The sequence below is a fragment of the Reticulibacter mediterranei genome (genome assembly GCF_016587455.1).
Genome location: NZ_BNJK01000002.1, coordinates 1,959,933 through 1,977,995, shown reverse-complemented (window position 1 = coordinate 1,977,995; position 18,063 = coordinate 1,959,933). Strand labels below are relative to the sequence as shown.

20 protein-coding genes are annotated in these 18,063 nt (G+C 52.1%); 9 read left to right on the top strand and 11 right to left on the bottom strand.

From position 1 onward, the window contains the following. Window positions 1-458 precede the first annotated feature (458 nt). Complete coding sequence (locus K3T83_RS47220) at window positions 459-1,751, top strand: tetratricopeptide repeat protein (RefSeq protein WP_220210103.1); 1,293 nt, start codon at window positions 459-461, stop codon at window positions 1,749-1,751. A gap of 223 nt (window positions 1,752-1,974) precedes the next feature. On the opposite strand, the gene K3T83_RS47215 is transcribed toward K3T83_RS47220, so the two are convergent. Then, window positions 1,975-2,436, bottom strand: a complete 462-nt coding sequence (locus K3T83_RS47215; protein ID WP_220210102.1) for a hypothetical protein — start codon at window positions 2,434-2,436, stop codon at window positions 1,975-1,977. 355 nt (window positions 2,437-2,791) lie between these two features. On the opposite strand from K3T83_RS47215, the gene K3T83_RS47210 reads away from it, so the two are divergent. Further along, the gene (locus K3T83_RS47210; protein WP_236065227.1) at window positions 2,792-3,457 is read left to right on the top strand and encodes a polysaccharide deacetylase family protein; all 666 of its coding nucleotides are present in this window, start codon (window positions 2,792-2,794) and stop codon (window positions 3,455-3,457) included. Here K3T83_RS47210 and K3T83_RS47205 read toward each other — a convergent pair. After that, a complete protein-coding gene (locus K3T83_RS47205; RefSeq protein ID WP_220210100.1) occupies window positions 3,383-4,078 on the bottom strand; it encodes a TetR/AcrR family transcriptional regulator in 696 nt (231 codons plus the stop codon). The genes K3T83_RS47210 and K3T83_RS47205 overlap by 75 nt on opposite strands. Window positions 4,079-4,308: 230 nt before the next feature. Here K3T83_RS47205 and K3T83_RS47200 point away from each other — a divergent pair, with 230 nt between their 5' ends. Next, entirely contained in the window at window positions 4,309-5,451 is a 1,143-nt protein-coding gene (locus K3T83_RS47200) for a zinc-binding alcohol dehydrogenase family protein (RefSeq protein ID WP_220210099.1), read from the top strand. A 304-nt stretch (window positions 5,452-5,755) separates the two neighbouring features. Here K3T83_RS47200 and K3T83_RS47195 read toward each other — a convergent pair whose 3' ends face one another. After that, window positions 5,756-8,098: an amino acid permease gene (locus K3T83_RS47195; RefSeq protein ID WP_220210098.1), complete on the bottom strand. Its 2,343-nt coding sequence runs from the start codon at window positions 8,096-8,098 to the stop codon at window positions 5,756-5,758. Window positions 8,099-8,371: 273 nt separating this feature from the next. Between K3T83_RS47195 and K3T83_RS47190 the strand changes: the two genes are divergently transcribed. Beyond that, window positions 8,372-9,745 (top strand): B12-binding domain-containing radical SAM protein, encoded by a 1,374-nt coding sequence (locus tag K3T83_RS47190; RefSeq protein WP_220210097.1) that lies wholly within the window; start codon window positions 8,372-8,374, stop codon window positions 9,743-9,745. Window positions 9,746-9,867: 122 nt separating this feature from the next. Here the strand turns inward: K3T83_RS47190 and K3T83_RS47185 are convergent, their stop codons facing one another. From K3T83_RS47185 to K3T83_RS47170, 4 genes are all read right to left on the bottom strand, one after another. Continuing rightward, window positions 9,868-10,590: a class I SAM-dependent methyltransferase gene (locus K3T83_RS47185; protein ID WP_220210096.1), complete on the bottom strand. Its 723-nt coding sequence runs from the start codon at window positions 10,588-10,590 to the stop codon at window positions 9,868-9,870. Window positions 10,591-10,693: 103 nt separating this feature from the next. Continuing rightward, window positions 10,694-11,098: a VOC family protein gene (locus K3T83_RS47180; protein WP_220210095.1), complete on the bottom strand. Its 405-nt coding sequence runs from the start codon at window positions 11,096-11,098 to the stop codon at window positions 10,694-10,696. A gap of 41 nt (window positions 11,099-11,139) precedes the next feature. After that, complete coding sequence (locus K3T83_RS47175) at window positions 11,140-11,403, bottom strand: hypothetical protein (protein ID WP_220210094.1); 264 nt, start codon at window positions 11,401-11,403, stop codon at window positions 11,140-11,142. Window positions 11,404-11,526: 123 nt separating this feature from the next. After that, entirely contained in the window at window positions 11,527-11,913 is a 387-nt protein-coding gene (locus K3T83_RS47170) for an SH3 domain-containing protein (protein WP_220210093.1), read from the bottom strand. A 238-nt stretch (window positions 11,914-12,151) separates the two neighbouring features. Between K3T83_RS47170 and K3T83_RS47165 the strand changes: the two genes are divergently transcribed. Together K3T83_RS47165 and K3T83_RS47160 are read left to right on the top strand one after the other, a co-directional pair. Next, the gene (locus K3T83_RS47165; RefSeq protein ID WP_220210092.1) at window positions 12,152-12,562 is read left to right on the top strand and encodes an MFS transporter; all 411 of its coding nucleotides are present in this window, start codon (window positions 12,152-12,154) and stop codon (window positions 12,560-12,562) included. Further along, a complete protein-coding gene (locus K3T83_RS47160) occupies window positions 12,559-12,900 on the top strand; it encodes an MFS transporter (RefSeq protein WP_220210091.1) in 342 nt (113 codons plus the stop codon). Before K3T83_RS47165 ends, K3T83_RS47160 begins: the two co-directional genes overlap by 4 nt. An 84-nt stretch (window positions 12,901-12,984) precedes the next feature. Here K3T83_RS47160 and K3T83_RS47155 read toward each other — a convergent pair whose 3' ends face one another. Next, window positions 12,985-13,848: a sigma-70 family RNA polymerase sigma factor gene (locus K3T83_RS47155; protein WP_220210090.1), complete on the bottom strand. Its 864-nt coding sequence runs from the start codon at window positions 13,846-13,848 to the stop codon at window positions 12,985-12,987. Between the two features lie 125 nt (window positions 13,849-13,973). Between K3T83_RS47155 and K3T83_RS47150 the strand changes: the two genes are divergently transcribed. The 3 genes from K3T83_RS47150 (at window position 13,974) to K3T83_RS47140 (ending at window position 15,620) form a co-directional block, all read left to right on the top strand. Next, entirely contained in the window at window positions 13,974-14,438 is a 465-nt protein-coding gene (locus K3T83_RS47150; protein WP_220210089.1) for a nuclear transport factor 2 family protein, read from the top strand. Between the two features lie 87 nt (window positions 14,439-14,525). Then, a complete protein-coding gene (locus K3T83_RS47145) occupies window positions 14,526-15,155 on the top strand; it encodes an LUD domain-containing protein (protein WP_236065226.1) in 630 nt (209 codons plus the stop codon). Between the two features lie 18 nt (window positions 15,156-15,173). After that, entirely contained in the window at window positions 15,174-15,620 is a 447-nt protein-coding gene (locus K3T83_RS47140; RefSeq protein WP_220210088.1) for a YybH family protein, read from the top strand. 229 nt (window positions 15,621-15,849) lie between these two features. Here K3T83_RS47140 and K3T83_RS47135 read toward each other — a convergent pair whose 3' ends face one another. The 3 genes from K3T83_RS47135 to K3T83_RS47125 form a co-directional block, all read right to left on the bottom strand. Next, window positions 15,850-16,044: a hypothetical protein gene (locus tag K3T83_RS47135; RefSeq protein ID WP_220210087.1), complete on the bottom strand. Its 195-nt coding sequence runs from the start codon at window positions 16,042-16,044 to the stop codon at window positions 15,850-15,852. A 119-nt stretch (window positions 16,045-16,163) separates the two neighbouring features. Then, window positions 16,164-16,673 carry a helix-turn-helix domain-containing protein gene (locus K3T83_RS47130; RefSeq protein WP_220210086.1) on the bottom strand — a complete coding sequence of 170 codons (510 nt, stop codon included), beginning with the start codon at window positions 16,671-16,673 and terminating at the stop codon, window positions 16,164-16,166. Next, on the bottom strand, window positions 16,664-18,061 hold the full coding sequence (locus K3T83_RS47125) for a winged helix-turn-helix domain-containing protein (RefSeq protein ID WP_220210085.1): 1,398 nt from the start codon (window positions 18,059-18,061) through the stop codon (window positions 16,664-16,666). Before K3T83_RS47125 ends, K3T83_RS47130 begins: the two co-directional genes overlap by 10 nt. Window positions 18,062-18,063: the final 2 nt, after the last annotated feature.

Sequence of the window (18,063 nt, the reverse complement as noted above, 5' to 3'; positions counted from 1 at the left end):
CATCGATGAAAAGCCAGCCAGAACGACGAGCGAGACAGAAGAGCGGCGCGACGCCCTGGCTGTGCGGTTCCGGGAGAAGCGATGTCTGCGGGGAGGTCGATGGAGCACCCGAAAGGCTTCGCTCTTCCTCGTCGCTCTGCGCTCACGCGTTTACGACAAGGCCCATGAGGTATAATACACGATATTTTGTTACACAATCTTTGATAGCGAAGAAAATATTCGTGAGATATGTTGTAGGATTACATATGAGTGAGTGCATGAGAAAATGTAGCTATTGTGTCAATATCTCTGATAGATTTAAAGAGTAATACATGCTATACTTCGTTATCGATAATATCTGCTGTGGTGTTACACAGATTTTGAGGTTGCGAAGAAAATATTCGCATATCAAGATTGCATGCTTGTATATGGGGAGAGAAAGTTCTATACTCACAATATTCTATTGTGGAGGAATGCCGATGGAAGCGAAGTATTTCTGGCAAGACACGCGAGAGAATGTCTATGGCCCGTTTAGAATGGATGAAGAAGGGAATCCACGTACTGGTGATGTTATTCGACATTATCGGCTGCTGAGACATATTAGTACTGGTGCTCTTGGGAAAGAGTTAGGCAAGTCAGCTAGATGGGTGCAAATCATGGAGAAAGAAAACATGGTGCCAGAGCTTATTTCGCGTCGTAAGCTCATCATCAAAGCTTTAGGCATCCCACCAATCCTCCTCTTTCCGAATCTCTATGGAGATGAGGATTTAGTGAAGATTGAGAATCAGCACAAGCTGCCACCTGCGAAGGAGTACAAAAATAATACATCTGGCAGCATTGATTTACGCTACTGTGATGAGATGCTCCAACTGTATTGGGGTAACTATCATGTAAGTGGTGCGCAAAATTTGCTGCTGCTTATTGAAGAGAAAGTGTATATACTGCAAGGCTTTACTACTGAAAATTGCAGTGAACGCAGCAAGGCACTGTCTCTTCTCTGTCGATATCATCAGTTAGCAGCGCTTATTGCTGGCGAGCGCGATGATTTTGACAGAGCATTTATACACCTTAATCCGGCGCTCACCATTGCTGAAGAGACGCACGATTCAGAGATGCAGGCTGTGTGCTTCTTCCGGCGCGGGCTGACCTACTCTGCTCAAGGCAATCTTGTGAAGGCCGCGACAGATCTTAAAAAAGCCTGCTCGTTTGAAGGGTCCATCCCAGCGACGCTGATCGGGCGCATCTTACTCTCTACAGGCAAAGCAGAAGCTCGCGTTCTCAGGAAAGAACACAATGGAACATTGAGCTTGTTCGAGAAAGCAGAAAAGATCATTCAAGATGGGCGCAAGGAAGAAGACGCGCATTTTATCCGGCTGAATGAGGGCAATTATCATGAACATAGAGCGGCGGCGCTGACAGCAATGGGGAATCTGACAGAAGCCGCTGATGAGTTGCAAGAGGCCCACGAAACGTTCCCTGTTGATCAGGCCCGGCGTCACAACAATATCGATGCTATGCAGGCAGAACTAGCGGCAAGCTCAGGTGAGGATGTTATTGCCGCTAGCGTAGCTCTGCGCACATTTGATGTTGCAAAGCAACTAGAGATGACACGAAACATCAATACTATAACCAGAGTGTATAGCCAGTTGAACGCAGGCTCTTACAGCAAATCAAAAGACGTTCGGGAGCTAGGCGACAAGCTCAGAGAGTGGAATAAGAAAACGCCTCGTCAACTTCACACAAGGGGGTATCAGGAAGTCCCGCCCATTTGATAGATGATAAGAAAATCAGCGCGGCCTCTTCCCTACTAGATAAGCACCGCCCCTGTGTTCTGTCAGCTCATCGTTACTGGACAATATTTGCGGTGTCATCAATAGCTTATACAATTCCTCGCCATCCCTCGCATAGCCCTGGCTCTCCATCGGGACCAGGACGTTTCTTTGTCCTCGATGAAAAGCCAGCCAGAACAATATCCCTCTGGTCTGGATATTTGGCTTATGAAGCGTCTGTGATGTCGATAGATGTTATTGTGACAGGATTGTTGAAGTCAAAAAGGCCGTATGTAGGGTCGTTGTAGCTAAAGTGGCTAATGCATTGGTTTTTGGAGAAGCTCCACCGTGGCTCATCCACATCAGGAGGAAGGTCAGCCAGTGGATCATAAAATCTGATCTCTCCTACATTGTTGCCGGAGCATATCCGCGTAACACCTACAAAGCGCACATTCAGATGGCCTACCTCGGCATAACAGGCTGTGTTCCCATCCACTCTCCAGACCTGGAAGGAGGTGCCGTTATCAGCACAATCGACAGGGCGGGTATTGCCTGTGTCACCGCTGGAAGATTTGGCATGAGCAGTAGTAGCGGCGTACGCAGATGAGGTATGGACACCACCGATAACAACGGCGAGCGTGATGAGGAATAAACATAGAACGATGATACGAGTGATAAGTGTTCTCAAAGGCTATTCTCCTTTTATATAGTTGTAGCGTTCTCTTCAAGAGCGTTATGGTACATAGAATAGTACAGGTCAGGTTTTGATTGATGTTTAGAGAAACCAGGAAAAGGCGATTTTTGTCAGGATCAGTCTCTAATAGCTGTATTGAAACAAGGCAAATATACCTCTATCAGGTGATACCCGTCAAGAGGGAAAGAGGGAGAGGAACTGCCATCTCCTCTGAAAATGAGTTTTTCATGCCGGGTGATGAACCCTTTTATGATGGTCTTGTCGTGTATTCCTCATAAGAGAGAAACCAGTGCGAAGCTGATCCCTGCCTCCCATGAGGATCAGGTGCGTGAAAACGTTGGAGGAGATCATGAGAAACCTGAGATATCTGTTGCTCATCGCAGGGCTGCTCTGCTGGGAAGTTGCCCTGCAAGCGGCTATCCTCCCGGCAAGCATGCCGCAGCCCCGCAGTGATGAGAGGGCAGCAGCGACAGTGGCTCTCACCTTCGATGACGGACCGCAAGCCATCTTTACCCCACAGGTGCTCCGGGTGTTGCAACGCTATCAAGCGCCAGCGACGTTTTTCTACGTTGGGAGCCAGGTGCAGAAGAATGAGGCTCTGGTGCGACAAACGTACCAGGAGGGTGATGTCATTGGCGACCATAGCTGGAACCACCCTAATCTGACCACGCTCTCTCCTGCTGCTATTCGCTGGCAATTGCGTGCTACCTCAGTAGTTATTCAACAGGCCACAGGGGTCGCGCCGACGCTCTTCCGGCCTCCCTATGGGGCAACGAATACGACGGTGAGGAACATCTCATCTCAACTTGGACTGACTCAGATCTTGTGGACGACCGACACCCACGATTGGCAACGTCCTGGGGTGGCCTCGATTGTCAGCGCTGCTCTGAGGGCACACAACGGAAGCATTATTCTGATGCATGACGGTGGAGGGGATCGATCACAAACCGTGCAAGCCTTGCCCCAGATCATCAGCGAGCTTCGGCAGCGTGGTTTTACCTTTATCGCTCTGTAGAGGAACCTCATACCCGCGTGCGGAGAGATATCCATAAAACGCAGAGCGCCAAAACCAGGTGGCTACTTGTCTGGGAGTGTAGAGCTTTTCGCTCTCCAGCCACCAGACGATAGTACCGATCAGGGCATGGGAGAGCTGCATGACCGGCAGAGCCTCTGGCATGGCCGGATCGATCCGTTGCCTGGAGCCTGCCGATGGTTTCCACCGTTGCTCATTCTCAAGGATGAGTTTGACGATGTACTCGCGCATGCGGGCTGTAAACCACGAACTCCCATTTTTCCCCAGCATGGCTCGGTAGAGCTGGCTCTGCTCAGCGACATGCTCAAAGACCTGGACCCAGATCTCTGGCGGGTGTTCCAGATCCTTCTTGTCAGCATCTTTGTGGAAGGGCTTCATGTGCTTCACCAGGGAATCGGCGGTTTCTTCAAAGATCCTGGCCACCAGATCGTATTTATCCTGATAATGGCGGTAGAACGTGGCCCGGTTGATCATAGCCCGCTCAGCAATATCGCCCACCGTGATCGCCTCGAACCCTTTCTCGGCAATCAGTTCAATCATCGCTTCCTGCAAGAAGCGATGGGTGCGCCGAATGCGCAAGTCGATCTGTTCTTCGTGCGACATTTTTCCCTCTTTGTTGCATAGGTAACAAATTACTGGTATTGATGCTTGCCCGTAGCGTGCCACCGGATTACACTTTCCATTGTAACAAATTGACGCCTTTGCGACAATTTGTCGCTATTCAACCCCGGTGTTTCCCACGAAGGGGAGGAATATGTCATCGAGTCGCTTCACAAACGCATATGGATTTGGGAGCAACCGGATCACACTTATACACAGAAAGAATCACTAACATGCCAACGAATACCGCAGCCTGGTTTCTCACCAGCCAAGCGCCACTTGTGGTCAAATCTGCGCCATACACCCGTCCACGTGAGGGCGAAATTGTCATTAAAAACCACGCAGTCGCCATCAACCCTATCGATTGGGTTACACCGATATTTGGCACCTTCGTATTGCCCTGGATCAAATACCCATTTATCTTTGGTTCCGATCTCGCGGGTGAAGTCGTTGAGGTTGGAAAAGGGGTCACGCGTTTCTCAGTGGGTGATCGTGTCCTTGGACATGCCTCGGGAATGGATTCCAAAAGAAATAGTGCAGCAGAGGGTGCCTTTCAGGAATATACCGTGGTTCTTGCTCACATGGCAGCACCAATTCCCAACACGCTGTCTTACGAAAACGCTGCTGTTTTGCCTCTCACGCTGTCTACCGCAGCCTGTGGTCTGTTTCAGAAAGATCAGCTCGCGCTCCAATATCCCAGTGTTCATCCCAGGCCGACAGGGAAGACGCTTCTCATCTGGGGTGGTTCATCAAGCCTTGGCAGTAATGCCATCCAACTCGCCGTTGCTGCCGGTTATGAGGTCATTACCACAGCGTCGCCACGGAACTTCGACTACGTCAAGAAACTTGGAGCAAGCCAGGTCTTCGACTACCATAATAAGACTACAGTAAAAGAAATCATAAAGGCTTTCAATGGCAAGATCTGCGCGGGAGCGCTTGCAATCGGAGCAGGATCAGCCGAGGTCTGTGCTGATATCGTTCATGCCTGCAACGGGAACAAATTTGTTTCGCGTGCCAGCCTACCCCAATCCGTCTCTTTCGATGCCCTTCCTTCAGATCTGCGTCCTGGTCTGGATTTACGGCTACTCCCGTTCCTCTTTAGATTTATGGTAGCGAATACATCGATGCAAATAAAGTTTCGGACGAAGGGCATTCGCTCAAAGAGTATTTCGGACAGCACCTCGATGGACAACGAGGGCTACAACGAGGTTTGCAAAGTTATCTATGAAGATTTCCTACCCCAAACCCTGGCTTCCGGCCACTATGTCGCCGCCCCGGAACCAGTCGTCGTTGGCAAGGGACTCGATCACATCCAGGCTGGCTTAGACGCTCAAAGGCAAGGCGTCTCCGCGAAAAAAGTGGTCGTTTCTCTCTAAGCGCTCTTTCTTCCACCTGTACCTTAGATACTTTTTGCTGACTTATAACCTCGCCAGTTTCACCCTCTAACGCATAATACCCCTTTTTAGGGAGGTTATGAGTCACAATACAGCCACGCCGTTTCCCAGATTGAAAAGTGAAGGCGTATGATTGACGCATCCAGAGAACTACCCGAATATGGTAGGGGCGACGGCTTGCCCTCGCCCCTACCATATTCGTTCCCACCCTGGAGGATGTTCTGGATGCACCAACGATGAAGCTTGACAGAGTACTACGACAGGAGAAAATCTCTGCTATAACATGTTACAATTCATTATCTCGTCGTTGCTGCGAACCTATCCGGGTCCGCTCTACCGGCAAATGCTCACCCAAAGGCAGAGTAAATGAAAAGGTCGCGCCCTCATTCTTGATCCCACTACTATCGACCCTGATACTCCCGCACATGGATTCGACCAACTGGCGCGTGATAAAGAGTCCCAGCCCACTCCCACGAACATCACCATGCATATCACGTTCCAGGCGCACAAACTTCTCAAAAATCATCGCCTGCTTATCAGGCGGTATTCCCCGCCCACGATCGCTTATACTGACGCGTACCATGTTCCCATCTTTGACCTCCGCCACAATCTGAATCGCTGTATGTTCTGGTGAATAACGCAAGGCGTTAGAGATGAGATTGTGAAGGACTTGCTTCAAACGCGTCTCGTCTGCCTTCACGGTAATGTATGGATCAATATCGATAAGAATGTTGTGCTGCTTTTGACGAATGAGCGGCTCAAAGAGATCAATGGTCACAACCGTCGTACTTTTTAATGGAATGTCCATGATATGCAAGGTGGCTGCATCAAATTGCAGGCGGCTAGCGTCCATAATATTAGCCAGCAGCACGGTCAGCTCGTCGCAGGCTCGACACGCTTTTGTAATAAAGGCCTGCCGTTCCTCAGTGCTCACATCCTCCATGACCTTCAGCAATTCGAGATAGCCCTGCACGATGGTTAGAGGCGTGCGTAATTCATGGCTGGCTGTGGTCAGAAACGCGTCTTTGAGCTGATCCAGTTCGCTGAGCCTGGTATACGCCATCTGTAATTCTCGATAGAGGCGGGCATTTTCACGAGCGATGGCGGTCTGCTCCTGCACATTGCTCAAGAGGCGCGGATAGGCAGCCGCGATCAGACCGATCACGAGAAAAGTGATGGTAGTCATCCCAATAATGATGTGCCACTGATCATCTGAGATCAGATGTGGATTCCAGGAAGCATTGAACGTCGTCCAGATACCAAACAGGCAGGCCATACCTCCAACAAGGCAGCATAGATGCAGCACCCAGCGAGGCAGGATCAGCAGACTGGCGCTGCGGGAAAGCATACTACGAAAGCGAACAAGGATAATGGGAAGATCAAAAAAGAGGATGACCATTGAGAGACACCAGATGATGTTAGTGGTAGCGAGAATGACATTATAGATTCTTGCCGAAAATGCCGCTCCAACATCTGGATAGAGTAAAGGACCAATAATATAGACCACGAGCGTAATGATCATGACGATGATCGTTTGTACGTTGGTGGCCCAGTAGGTTGCGGAATGGCGGTTCATCCTGGTAAGAAACGAGGGCAAGCGATAATCTAAAGCTGCAACAAACAAAATGCGGGCGAAAGCTACGTTATAGAGTACAACAGTGGTAAGAAAGAACAAGACGAAGATAAGGCCGACCAGCGCGGCAACAGGGGCTCCAAAGACGATCTGCACGGCGGCGAGGGTTGAATAGGGTGAGTCGGACACATTTTGCGAGACTACTACCATCACCCCAAATGTGCCCAACAGATAGGCGATCAGAGTAACGAGCGGCCCCCAGCGTAGAAATAGCTTTGCGGCATCAGGCCGCCGGGTTTCAGCATTCAGATTAAGCGGAACTTCCACCCCAAGCAGTGCCAGCACGATCACACCATATAACACAAAAGGCTGTTGAACGCTCCCAACCACACCAGGAGCAAGAGAAACTTGTGGAGGATGCCCACTGAACAACCAGATCACGCCCGCCAGACCAACCAGCAGGATGGTTATGCAATACAATGCAACAATCCCCTTCGCCCATTTCATCAGCGCAGAGAGGGGAAAGGTTGCCAGCCAGCCGGTGAGCAGGAGCAGAAGCAGGACAACAACTCCCTGCTGCCAGGGAGTGTTGAGCCAGTTTAGCTCGTGGCCCTGAAGCTGAAAAGAGATCCCATGTAGGAACGTGATAATGGTATCGCTGCCAGCAAGCAAGACGAGAACACCGGGAAACCAGGCGCAAAAACCGGCTAAAAAGCCCCATAATGGCCCTAATGCCCGATGCGTCCAGACATAGATGGAGCCTTCCACTGGCATAAAACGATTGAGTTGTTCGGCAACAATGGCCCCAGGCACAAGGAAGGTCAGAACACCAACGATCCAATAAATATATGTAGCGATACCAACGTCAGCGGACTGAACAATCGAGACGTTGGATATGAACACAACGATTGCAATAAATATTGTGAGCATGTCCAGCGGTGAGAGAACATGGGGCAACAACTCACCAGCGCGCTGCTCTGAACGGAGAGGATTGCCCAGAGCATTCTGTAAAATCGTGGGCGTATATAACCTCTCCGGCACATTTTTGCCGTTCATAGCTTACTACCCTTCCATTAAGCCTGGATAGAGCAGACTCGATTTTTCTAGTATAGCATCTCACAGCGACACTCGTAAATAAATAGAAGGTGCGATAGGCCCATCGAGATGGACTCAGCACCAGAAAAAGATGCATCCGAAAACCTTCAGGTTCGCACACATGTACCATAACAGGCGTCCTCAAGACCTGGCTTGAGCATACGCTTCCATTTATACTGGAAACGGTGGTCAGGGCTTCAACAGGAGAAATTTGAGTATATGAGGAGCCAATAGATGCGAGTAAAAATGATCCTCCCCGCTTTAACCGAAGCGATCAGCCCCTATTTCCGTCCGATCAAATATTCCCTTTTCCCTCCGCTTGGTCTGGCAACTCTGGCCGGCTACCTTGATGAAGATGATCAGGTCACTATTCAGGACGAACATGTCGAAAAGCTCGATCTCTACGATAACCCTGATCTGGTGGTGATCCAGGTCTATATTACCTCTGCATACCGGGCCTATGAGCTGGCAGACCATTACCGTGCGAAAGGTATCTATGTCGCGTTGGGTGGACTACACGTAACGTCGCTACCGGATGAGGCTGCCCAACATGCCGATTCCATTTTTCTAGGGCCGGGAGAAGATATCTGGCCCGCGTTTCTCAGCGATTATCGACAGGGACGTGCAGCAAAAGTCTACACCTCGAAGGTACGCACGCTGGTTGGCATCCCCAAAATCAGGCGCGATCTGATCAAGCGCAACCTCTACCTTGTGCCCAATTCTATTGTTGTTTCGCGCGGCTGTCCACATGTCTGTGATTTTTGCTATAAAGAGGCTTTTTTTAAAGGGGGCAAATCCTTTTACACCCAACAGGTAGATGACGCGCTGGCGGAAATCAATCGGCTCCCAGGCAGGCACCTGTACTTTCTGGACGACCATCTCTTCGGCAATCCACGCTTTGCCGAAGCACTTTTCGACGGCATGAAAGGCATGGGACGACTATGGCAGGCAGCCGGAACCGTGCAAGCCGCGCTACGACCGGGACTGCTGGAAAAAGCGGTAGAGAGCGGGCTACGCAGCCTGTTTGTTGGCTTTGAAACGCTCAGCACTTCAAACTTGCAGGAACAGCACAAATATCAAAATCTGAATCGCGACTATTGCGCCGCCATTCAACGCCTCCACGATCAGGGGGTGATGGTCAACGGGAGCTTCGTTTTTGGCATGGATGACGACGACGAAACTGTCTTTGACCGCACCGTCGAATGGGCCATCAAGCAGGGCATCGAGACCGCCACCTTCCATATCCTCACACCCTATCCAACAACTGCCCTCTACGAACGCATGGCCCAACAGGGACGCCTGCTCCATAGCAACTGGGATCTCTACGATACCCGCCATGTCGTCTACCGTCCGGCAAAACTGGCCCCCGACGCGCTGGAAGCTGGATACTGGCGCGCCTATCGCAATTTCTACCGCTGGGGTTCGATTTTCCAGGGAGCCTGGACCAAAGCTAGATGGAACGACCGACTCCGACATATGGCCTATGCCACTGGATGGAAGAAATTCGAGCCAGCCTGGGACATGATCATTAAAGCAAAACGAGCTTCCAGCATGCTCCCGGTTCTCGAAACTATCCTCTCCTCTTTCGGACGTCGTGTATCCCACTGATAGTAGCGACAAACCGTTGCAGTTGTCTCTGGCCGCGCTTGTATATCGCGCATTACCAGCGACCAACTGCAACGGTTTGTCGCTGCGAGAACAGGGACCGCGACAACCGCAAGGGTTTGTCGCTACGAGTCTTTTTTCACCAGGCTCAAAATCGTAAAGAACGGGAAGTGATACCCTTCGGGCAGCAGCGTCTCTTTCCTGCGCTTGAAGCTGCCCTCGGGCGTCGGCACATCCACCAGCCGTTGCAGTTGAAATCCTGCTGCAAAGCTGGCATCCAGGTAGTTTTCCAACGTTCGCTGGTAAAAATGGACCTTTACGCCTAAATCGGCCATGCCCCGATAGGGATATGCCAGACCAGGAGCAAAGTAATCGGTGACAAAGCTACGGATCACGAACGAATACGGATTGTTCATGAACAGCACCAGCCGTCCACCCGGCTTGAGGACCGTTCCCAGCGTCATGAGAAATCCCTGATAATCGTAGATATCATTGAGCACAAAAAAACTGGTAGCCAGATCGAACTGACCCTGATAGCTGGGGAGTGGCTGGCTGAGATCGGCTATCAGATAATGGATCTGATCCGCAAACGCTTTGGCGCGAGCGATCTCGACCAGCGGGGCCGAAACATCTACGCCCGTGACCTCAGCTCCACGCTGGACGAGGATGCGCGAGAGATAGCCCTCGCCACATCCCGCATCGAACACTTTCAAGCCGCGCACATCTCCAACGACCTGAAGAAATGGGGACATGGTCGGGCTGGTCTCCGCTCCAGCCCGCTCCTGCGACGAAATCATCTCTGTGTATTGTGCCGCAAACTGATCGTATGTATTGCTGGTTGGTTGCATTGTCTGTCCTTTCGCATATAAAAGTGGGTGAGAGAACACATGTCACAACGTTGTGTCTATCCCTGTATACGGCACTTTTTCGCAAAAGGGACAATAACCAACTCTACCCTTCTGTTCCAGTTGCTATGGGCTGGTTAATCTCCCAGACATTGCCTTCGGGATCGGCAAAGTGGGCCGTGCGCAGTCCCCAGCGCTGATCGGTTGGAGGTCTAAGAAAGGTAACGCCTTTCGCTTTGAGTTCTTTATATGCCGCATCGACATCCACCACCCCGGCAGCTAGCAGCCCGCGAAATCCAGTTGGTGCAGGAAGGGCATTTCCCGGCGTTCCTAACAGATCTGCGGCACCTTCAGGCGAGAGCAAGATCAGGTACAACCCCTCTTGCAGCAGAAACATGGCAGACTGAGCATCATTCCCCTGGTACTCAAGGCGGAACGTGTCTCGATAAAACGCCGTACATGTATCTAAATCCTGAACAAATAAAACCGTCGCTTCAATCTTGCGAATCATAATAAGGTTCTCCTTGTTAATGAGGCTGTCGTAGTACTCTGTCAAGCTTCATTGGTTGATGCATCCAGGACATCCTCCGGGGTGTGATCGGATATGGCAGGGGCGACGGCTTGTCCTCGCCCGCCTCCATAGGCGCGATGAGGGGCCACATTGGGTGAGGACAAGCCGTCGCCCCTACCATATCCAGTTGTCTTTCCAACGTGTGATTGAAGTTTGACAGAGTCGTAGTCGAGCGATTGATCGCGGGGACGGCCTGTGATGTGGTTCCCCGCGATCAATCGCTCGACTACGACTTGAGAGTCCAATCAATAATGAGCAGTATAGCAGGGACAGAGAAGGCAAAACTTCTTCGATCTTGCGCTTCTTCTTGCCACCGTCTACGCCTGGAAGGAAGTACATTACGCGGCTCAAATACCCCTGTGGTAAGATCAGGACTCTGCCATCATATGGCTGATAGGAACCCACCCGCACTTTCCCTGCTGATTGCAGCACCAGAACCACCCACTCTCCTCCTGCTTAATGATGAGTTCCTGACCAGCGGTCACTGTGAGTTCTCTGGCATTGTAAGCAACCTGAGTGGTTCCCGTCTGGCCATCTGGATTCATCTGGATGATCTTTTTCGGAACCCAACCGCTTTTTTCTCGCTGGTCGGTACACCAAACCCAAATCCATATGGGATTGTTCTCCCAGGCATCGGTTCTTTCGCTCACAGCAAAAGTTTCGCCCGCTTCAACAGCAATCGGGTCAACAAACCCTGCTTGATAATCTTTTGCAACCCGGCTTGTCCGTTCGGGATCTGTTTGCAGTTTGCTCATAAAGCACTCCTTCAAATGTAGGTACTTCTTCAATCCATTGAGATCGACATGGCTCTATTTTGCCAAACCGCTCAACAATAAAGAGGTGTAAGGCATCTCTTTTTCAGCATGGCTTTTAGCATATCTCATGGATGGCCTATGCTAAAAGCATAGAATCTATCTTGCAAGCTATGCAAATAGCAGGTTACTCTCAAGAAAAGGCAGCGCTCCTTTGCTTTTTGAAATCGGGAGGAATTTCATGTCTGCTCGCTCTTCTGTCGTCGAGTCACGTACCAGCAGTGACTTCTGGAAATTCTGGATGGGACAAACGATCTCAACGTTGGGAAGCTCGTTTACAGGCTTCGCTTTACCCTTGTTGATCTTCAAACTCACAGGTTCTTCTCTTGCCCTCGCCTTGATGCTCACGGCCATTTCTCTCCCCTATCTTCTCCTGGGTCTGATTATTGGAGCCTGGGCTGATCGCGTTGATCGCAAGCGCTTGATGATTGTAACAGATATCATTCGTGCGCTTGTGATAGCTTCTATTCCATGTGTTGCGCTCATAGGCTTGCTCTCCGTCTGGTGGATTTATGCAGTCGCATTTCTCCAATCTACCCTGAGAATCTGCTTTGATGCGGCAAACTTTGCTGCAATATGGAGGGGGGATTGACGGCCTTGACCGCGCTTTCGCACCGGTATTGGGTATTGCTTCTGCTCTGGGCATTGCGCGGCGGCGCAGATATTCTCTTTCTCATCCATGCATATAGCTTGACGCAGACTGCTGTACCCCATCAGTTGCTTGGCCGTGTCATTACTGTTACCAGAGTTCTGACCTGGTCAACTGCATCACTGGGTGCCTTGCTTGGCGGTTTTGTCATTGCTCAAACGAACCAGATCGCCCTGATCTACACGGTGGTCGGCCTGCTGATTCTTGGCATTGCCTTCACCTTCTTCTTCACACCTTTGGGGCACAGCGAACAGTTCATTACAAAAAACAACTCTTCATAGCAGCCCGTCGTGCTCCCTCCGCTAATCGAGAAAGCACAGACTCGACTACTGAACAGACACGCACGAAAGATGGGCGGCAGTGCATCAGTCGTCGAGGACCGCCAGATGCAACTCGCGCAGGCGTGCAGGGTCGGAAATCGCGGTGATCGCGGCGATCTTGCCATCCCTGATCGAGAGATCGAGGATGCCGAGCAGCCGCCCATGCGGAGCCACCAGGACTCCCACAGAGCCATTCACCAGAATTGGTCGTGCTGTCTGGGCACGTCCCATAAACTGTTTTGCCACTGCCGCCGCACCATGAATCTCGCCTGGCACGCCTATAGAGCCTTCTTGGAGCACGACATCTGGATCGAGCACAGCGAGCAGCGCATCGAAGTTCCCGGTGCGCGCGGCGGTGAGAAAGGCTTCGACCACTTCTCGGCTAGCGGCCAGGTCCGCATCCTGCATGTGCTCTCTTCCCCGCACCCGGCGGCGTGCGCGGCTGGCGAGCTGCCTGGCCGCAGTTGGAGAGCGCTCCACAATAAGCGCGATCTCGTCGAAGGGCACGGCGAAGATGTCGTGCAGGACAAAGGCGAGGCGCTCGGCGGGAGCAAGCGTATCCAGCACCACCAGCAGCGCCAGACCAACCGAATCGGACAGCTCCATCTCTTGCTCCGGGTCAATCTCGCTTTCACTGTCCGTCACTACTCCAGGCACCGACGCTTCCAGGGACTCCTCGCGCCGCGACTTGCGCGCATGTAGCATATTGAGGCACACCCGCGCGACTACCGTTGTCAGCCAGCCGCCCAGGTTCGAGACAGCGCTTGTGTCGGAACTAAAGAGATGCAGCCAGACCTCCTGCACGGCGTCCTCTGCCTCGGAGGGCGAGCCGAGCATCCGGTAGGCCACCGCCCGCAAGCGAGGACGCTCCGCCTCAAATTGTTGTGCCAGCCAGTCGTGTTTATCCATCGGTCACATTTCCTCATTTCAATTTGTCATTATTATGACAAAAGAAACTCTACGGATGTGACAGGGAGACGCACTTCCCTGATCCGCCGTATGGACGCTTCTGTCAACAAACCAGGAGGAAATCAATGAGCGACTTAGAGAGCATTGTTGATCGCTTCGAGATCGAGGCGCTGCGCGGCGAGTTCACTGACGCGGCGATGATGTACGACTACGACCGCCTGGCATCGCTGTTCACACAGAACGGTGTGCTGCGTTTCCTCGGTGCCAATATCGAGCAAGTGGGCCGGGAGCAAATCCGTACTGGAAGCAAACAGCTACAGGGTCAGTGGGATTATTTCGTGCAAAACACGCACCCGGGCACGATCCAATTGCTTGGCGACACTGCAATCGGTCGGGCCTATATGAGTGAACTCATACGCCTGCGTGACGGCAAATCGTACCTGAACTACGCTGTGTACCACGACCGCTATCAGCGCACAGAGGAAGGCTGGAAGTTCGCCGAGCGCGCCTACGAGGTCAGATACCTCGATACCACTCCGCTTGCAGGCTCAGCACCTCACACAGCGGAGGCGGAAGCTCAGACGCAATGAGCATAGTTCATCAATAGAGTCGTCAGCAACCTTCCACCAGTTTCATATTAAGATATTCAAAAAAACAAGAAAGTGAAAACAATCTCAATGACTACCGTTCTACCAAATTCCGAATTCACTCAATTGGCATCAGAGCAGCAAATCGAAAATACCGCACAGGCACTGCAAGCACACGGCATACAGGTTGTCGTCTTTGATACCGGCGAAGAAGCAAGCAAGTATGTACTTGACTCAATCTCCGATGGCTCACGAGTCTATAATTCACCTTCTAGCACCGCTGATGGGATTGGCCTGACAGAGCAGATCGCACACACAAATCGCTTTCAACCGGTACGCTCTCAGGTAGCTGCGCTTGATCACGTGACACAGCGTAACGAGATACGCCAACTGGTAGCCGCCCCCGATGTCCTGGTGGGAAGCGTCCAGGCAATCACCGAACAGGGCGAGCTGCTCATTGCATCGGCCTCTGGCAGCCAGTTAAGTGCCGCCGTCTTTGGCGCGAGCAAGGCGATCTGGGTAGTTAGCACACAAAAGCTCGTCCACACACTGGAAGACGGATTTCGCCGCATCCGCGAATATAGCCTTCCCCTGGAAAGCGAACGTGCTAAACAGGTATACGGCCAGGGCAGCGCCATCAATAAACTTCTGATCATCAATGCAGAGCATGAGCCAGGTCGTATCACGATTGTCCTGGTCAAGCAACAGCTTGGCTTCTAGCAGATCGAGGAAGAAACTATGACAGTCGAAGACAACAAGAAAAGCGATGCAGCCGAAATCAAAAGGGTCATAGAGCGTGGAGTCGAGGGGCTTCGCAACAAGGATATTGATGAAGTGATGTCCATGTACGCGCCTGACCTTGTGTCGTTCGACATCGTGCCCCCGCTGCAATACGTGGGAACAGATGCATACAGGAAACAGTGGAGAGAGGTGTTTTCCTCATTCCCGGGTCCAATCAACTATGAAGTTGTTGACCTGGACATCACGGTAGGCGGCGACGTAGCATTTGCCCACAGTTTCAATCGGCTGAGCGCAACCATGCACAATGGGCAGAAGGTCGGGAACTGGCTGCGTTGGACCGCTTGCTTCCGCAAGATCGGTGGCAAGTGGCTGATCGCGCATATGCAGGCTTCGGTGCCTGTCGATTTGGCGACAGGCCGCGCGGTGCTGGACCTCAAGCCATAGCAATACGCATAGCCTGTGCTCTCGTGTCGTAGTCGAGCGATTTATCGCGCATTTTACATGTTGGAGAGAAATGCGCGATAAATCGCTCGACTACGACATCTTCACTCGAATAGGGCGAGCAGAGTTTGCGCCTCTCCCAGCTTTATCCAGATGCCACGTGGCAGGCATTACCTGGCGCTCCCCTTTCCAGTATCACGTAGCGAGGCGTTTTCGCGCAACGGCACATCTTTCAAGAGCTACGCAAGCCATGTAGTTCTCCGGCAATAGTTGGTAGTGCCGTAGCCACAATGGTCTGATCGAGGGCAGCGAGGAAAAGGCTCAGAGCCAGACCAACCATCACCGTAATCAGACTCCATCCGCGCAATCGCTCACCACTCTTTGAGGCATGCGACGGTGCTGTATTTGCAGAGGTTGAAGAACGCATAAAGGGAAAAACTCCTTTCAAGAGAGAAGCTGCTTGTTTTTCTCTCCACAGCCTAGCGCCATTGCAAGAAGAAGCCATGCCTTGAAAGAAGCATATGAAGGACTATTTTTTGTGCAGAATTACAGCAAACGGAGTGCGCGTGCGCTGGCAACTGCCTGAGTCCGGTTGGTCACACCCAATTTGGCGATGATGTGCTGGACATGACGTTTGACAGTGTTGAGGCTAATCACCAGTTGATGAGCAATCTGCAGATTTGAGGAGCCAGCAGCAAGCAGGCGCAGAATTTCCAGTTCGCGAGCTGTGAGTGGCTCGATAAGCGACCACTGAGATACAACAGACTGTACGTCAGGGACGAGCACCTGTGTTTCCTGAGTGGGAATCAGTGCAGTTTGAATCGTTCTGAGATATTCAGGCGATGCAGAAGTAGCAGCAGAGATGTAGGTGAGCAGATGGGCCATCGGCTGGCCTTCGTCGGCAAAGAGACGAATGTAGCCTTCTGGCTCGGCTCTCTCCAGAAGCGGCCCTAGCACGCGCAATGCGCGCTTCGTTTTTCCCTGAGCAGCAAACGCCAGAGCCGTAAGCATCTGAATCTCCAGCACATTGCCCTCAAACCCTCGGGTCACAGCCATAGCGCGCCATCGTGATTGAAGTTGATACGCTCGGTCAGTGAGAGCGCCTCGTGGGTCGTTTCTGTTGCATCCTGCAACCAGTTCCATTCGTACAGCAGGGTTGCCTTGCTCATCAGCACCACCGAGAGCGGTAGGGGTGGCAGATCAGGATGAGGTCCCAGCACCCGAAAGAACTGCTCATAACGCGAGTACCATTGTCGCAATTGTCCCTGCGCCTCATAGAGTTCCGCCAGTCCCCACCAGCCGATCAGATCGAGCGGGTAGATCTGTTGTGAGCTGCGCGGCAAGCTGATATCGAGGAGGATCTGTTCAGAGGCGGCCAGATCGCCATGCACGCGATACATGGCGTGCAGGATCATGCGCAAGAGCAGGGCAATAAAACGGCTCAACGCCGTTTGTTGCGTGGGAAGCGAGCACAACGCCTCTTCAAGCGTCATAATCGTCTGTTCGGGATCGTTTTGTGAGAGTACGCTCAACACCTGCAACAGAGCGAGCTGACTGCGCAAGTCTACCCAGGCAGTTTCCTGATCCGGGTCACGCTGGACGAACGGTTCCAGCATTTTCGCCACATGCTCCCGCGACCGTGTGCCGAGCGCTTGCCGCCACAGCAGAGCAAGAGTGAGATGAAGAGATTGGGCGATCACTTCTTCAGGGAGTTGGTCCAGCCAGCGACCCAGACGAGAAAACTTGCCTTCTGCAATGAGCGTAAACAGGAGCTTCTCCAGCAGTTGCGCCGCACGCTGCATATCGCCGGACAGAAACGCGTTATGACATGCTTCTTCCGCCTCGCCGCGTTCTTCGTACCAATAACTGGCACGACAATAGAGAGCGGGAATCACGTTCGGCTCTCGTCTGTGCAGGTGCGCACGCAGAGCATCGGCGAATAAAGGATGGTAACGATACCACATCCCAGCGTCGTCCAGCGCATTGAGCAGTACATGCCCCTGATAGTATGCGGTCAGGCGTGCTTGCCCGGCGGGAAGCTCCGTCACGGCCTCACAGAGCGAACCCGTCAACCGATCCAGAATGCTGGTGTATAGCAGAAATCGACGATCCTCTAACGGGAGACGTGCCAGCAGTTCTTCGCTAACATATTCAAGAAAAAAGGGATGGCTGCCAGGATTGCTCGCAAGCAAAGCAGCCGGGTGTGGCTGAGCGCGCAAGGCCAGGGCCAGCAACTGAATGCTGACAATCCAGCCCTGCGTTCGCTCCTCAAGTGCCAGTTGGAGATCAGGCGCAAGTTGAAGCCCCATCGTCTGCAAGAACGTTTGCACTTCTGAAGAGACAAAGCGCAATGCATCCACTTGCAACTCGCTCAGTTGACCCCTGGCGCGCAGGCGAGAGAGAGGCAAGGGAGGATCATTGCGCGTTCCGATCAGCAGATGCAATG

Bases quoted from the DNA above. Each gene is read 5' to 3' on its own strand.
- K3T83_RS47180 (WP_220210095.1), bottom strand. From the start codon at position 11,098: ATGATTCGCAAGATTGAAGCGACGGTTTTATTTGTTCAGGATTTAGAT.
- K3T83_RS47145 (WP_236065226.1), top strand. From the start codon at position 14,526: ATGACTACCGTTCTACCAAATTCCGAATTCACTCAATTGGCATCAGAG.
- K3T83_RS47170 (WP_220210093.1), bottom strand. From the start codon at position 11,913: ATGAGCAAACTGCAAACAGATCCCGAACGGACAAGCCGGGTTGCAAAA.
- K3T83_RS47205 (WP_220210100.1), bottom strand. From the start codon at position 4,078: ATGTCGCACGAAGAACAGATCGACTTGCGCATTCGGCGCACCCATCGC.
- K3T83_RS47195 (WP_220210098.1), bottom strand. From the start codon at position 8,098: ATGAACGGCAAAAATGTGCCGGAGAGGTTATATACGCCCACGATTTTA.
- K3T83_RS47140 (WP_220210088.1), top strand. From the start codon at position 15,174: ATGACAGTCGAAGACAACAAGAAAAGCGATGCAGCCGAAATCAAAAGG.
- K3T83_RS47130 (WP_220210086.1), bottom strand. From the start codon at position 16,673: ATGGCTGTGACCCGAGGGTTTGAGGGCAATGTGCTGGAGATTCAGATG.
- K3T83_RS47210 (WP_236065227.1), top strand. From the start codon at position 2,792: ATGAGAAACCTGAGATATCTGTTGCTCATCGCAGGGCTGCTCTGCTGG.
- K3T83_RS47190 (WP_220210097.1), top strand. From the start codon at position 8,372: ATGCGAGTAAAAATGATCCTCCCCGCTTTAACCGAAGCGATCAGCCCC.
- K3T83_RS47165 (WP_220210092.1), top strand. From the start codon at position 12,152: ATGTCTGCTCGCTCTTCTGTCGTCGAGTCACGTACCAGCAGTGACTTC.
- K3T83_RS47135 (WP_220210087.1), bottom strand. From the start codon at position 16,044: ATGCGTTCTTCAACCTCTGCAAATACAGCACCGTCGCATGCCTCAAAG.
- K3T83_RS47155 (WP_220210090.1), bottom strand. From the start codon at position 13,848: ATGGATAAACACGACTGGCTGGCACAACAATTTGAGGCGGAGCGTCCT.
- K3T83_RS47220 (WP_220210103.1), top strand. From the start codon at position 459: ATGGAAGCGAAGTATTTCTGGCAAGACACGCGAGAGAATGTCTATGGC.
- K3T83_RS47200 (WP_220210099.1), top strand. From the start codon at position 4,309: ATGCCAACGAATACCGCAGCCTGGTTTCTCACCAGCCAAGCGCCACTT.
- K3T83_RS47150 (WP_220210089.1), top strand. From the start codon at position 13,974: ATGAGCGACTTAGAGAGCATTGTTGATCGCTTCGAGATCGAGGCGCTG.
- K3T83_RS47185 (WP_220210096.1), bottom strand. From the start codon at position 10,590: ATGCAACCAACCAGCAATACATACGATCAGTTTGCGGCACAATACACA.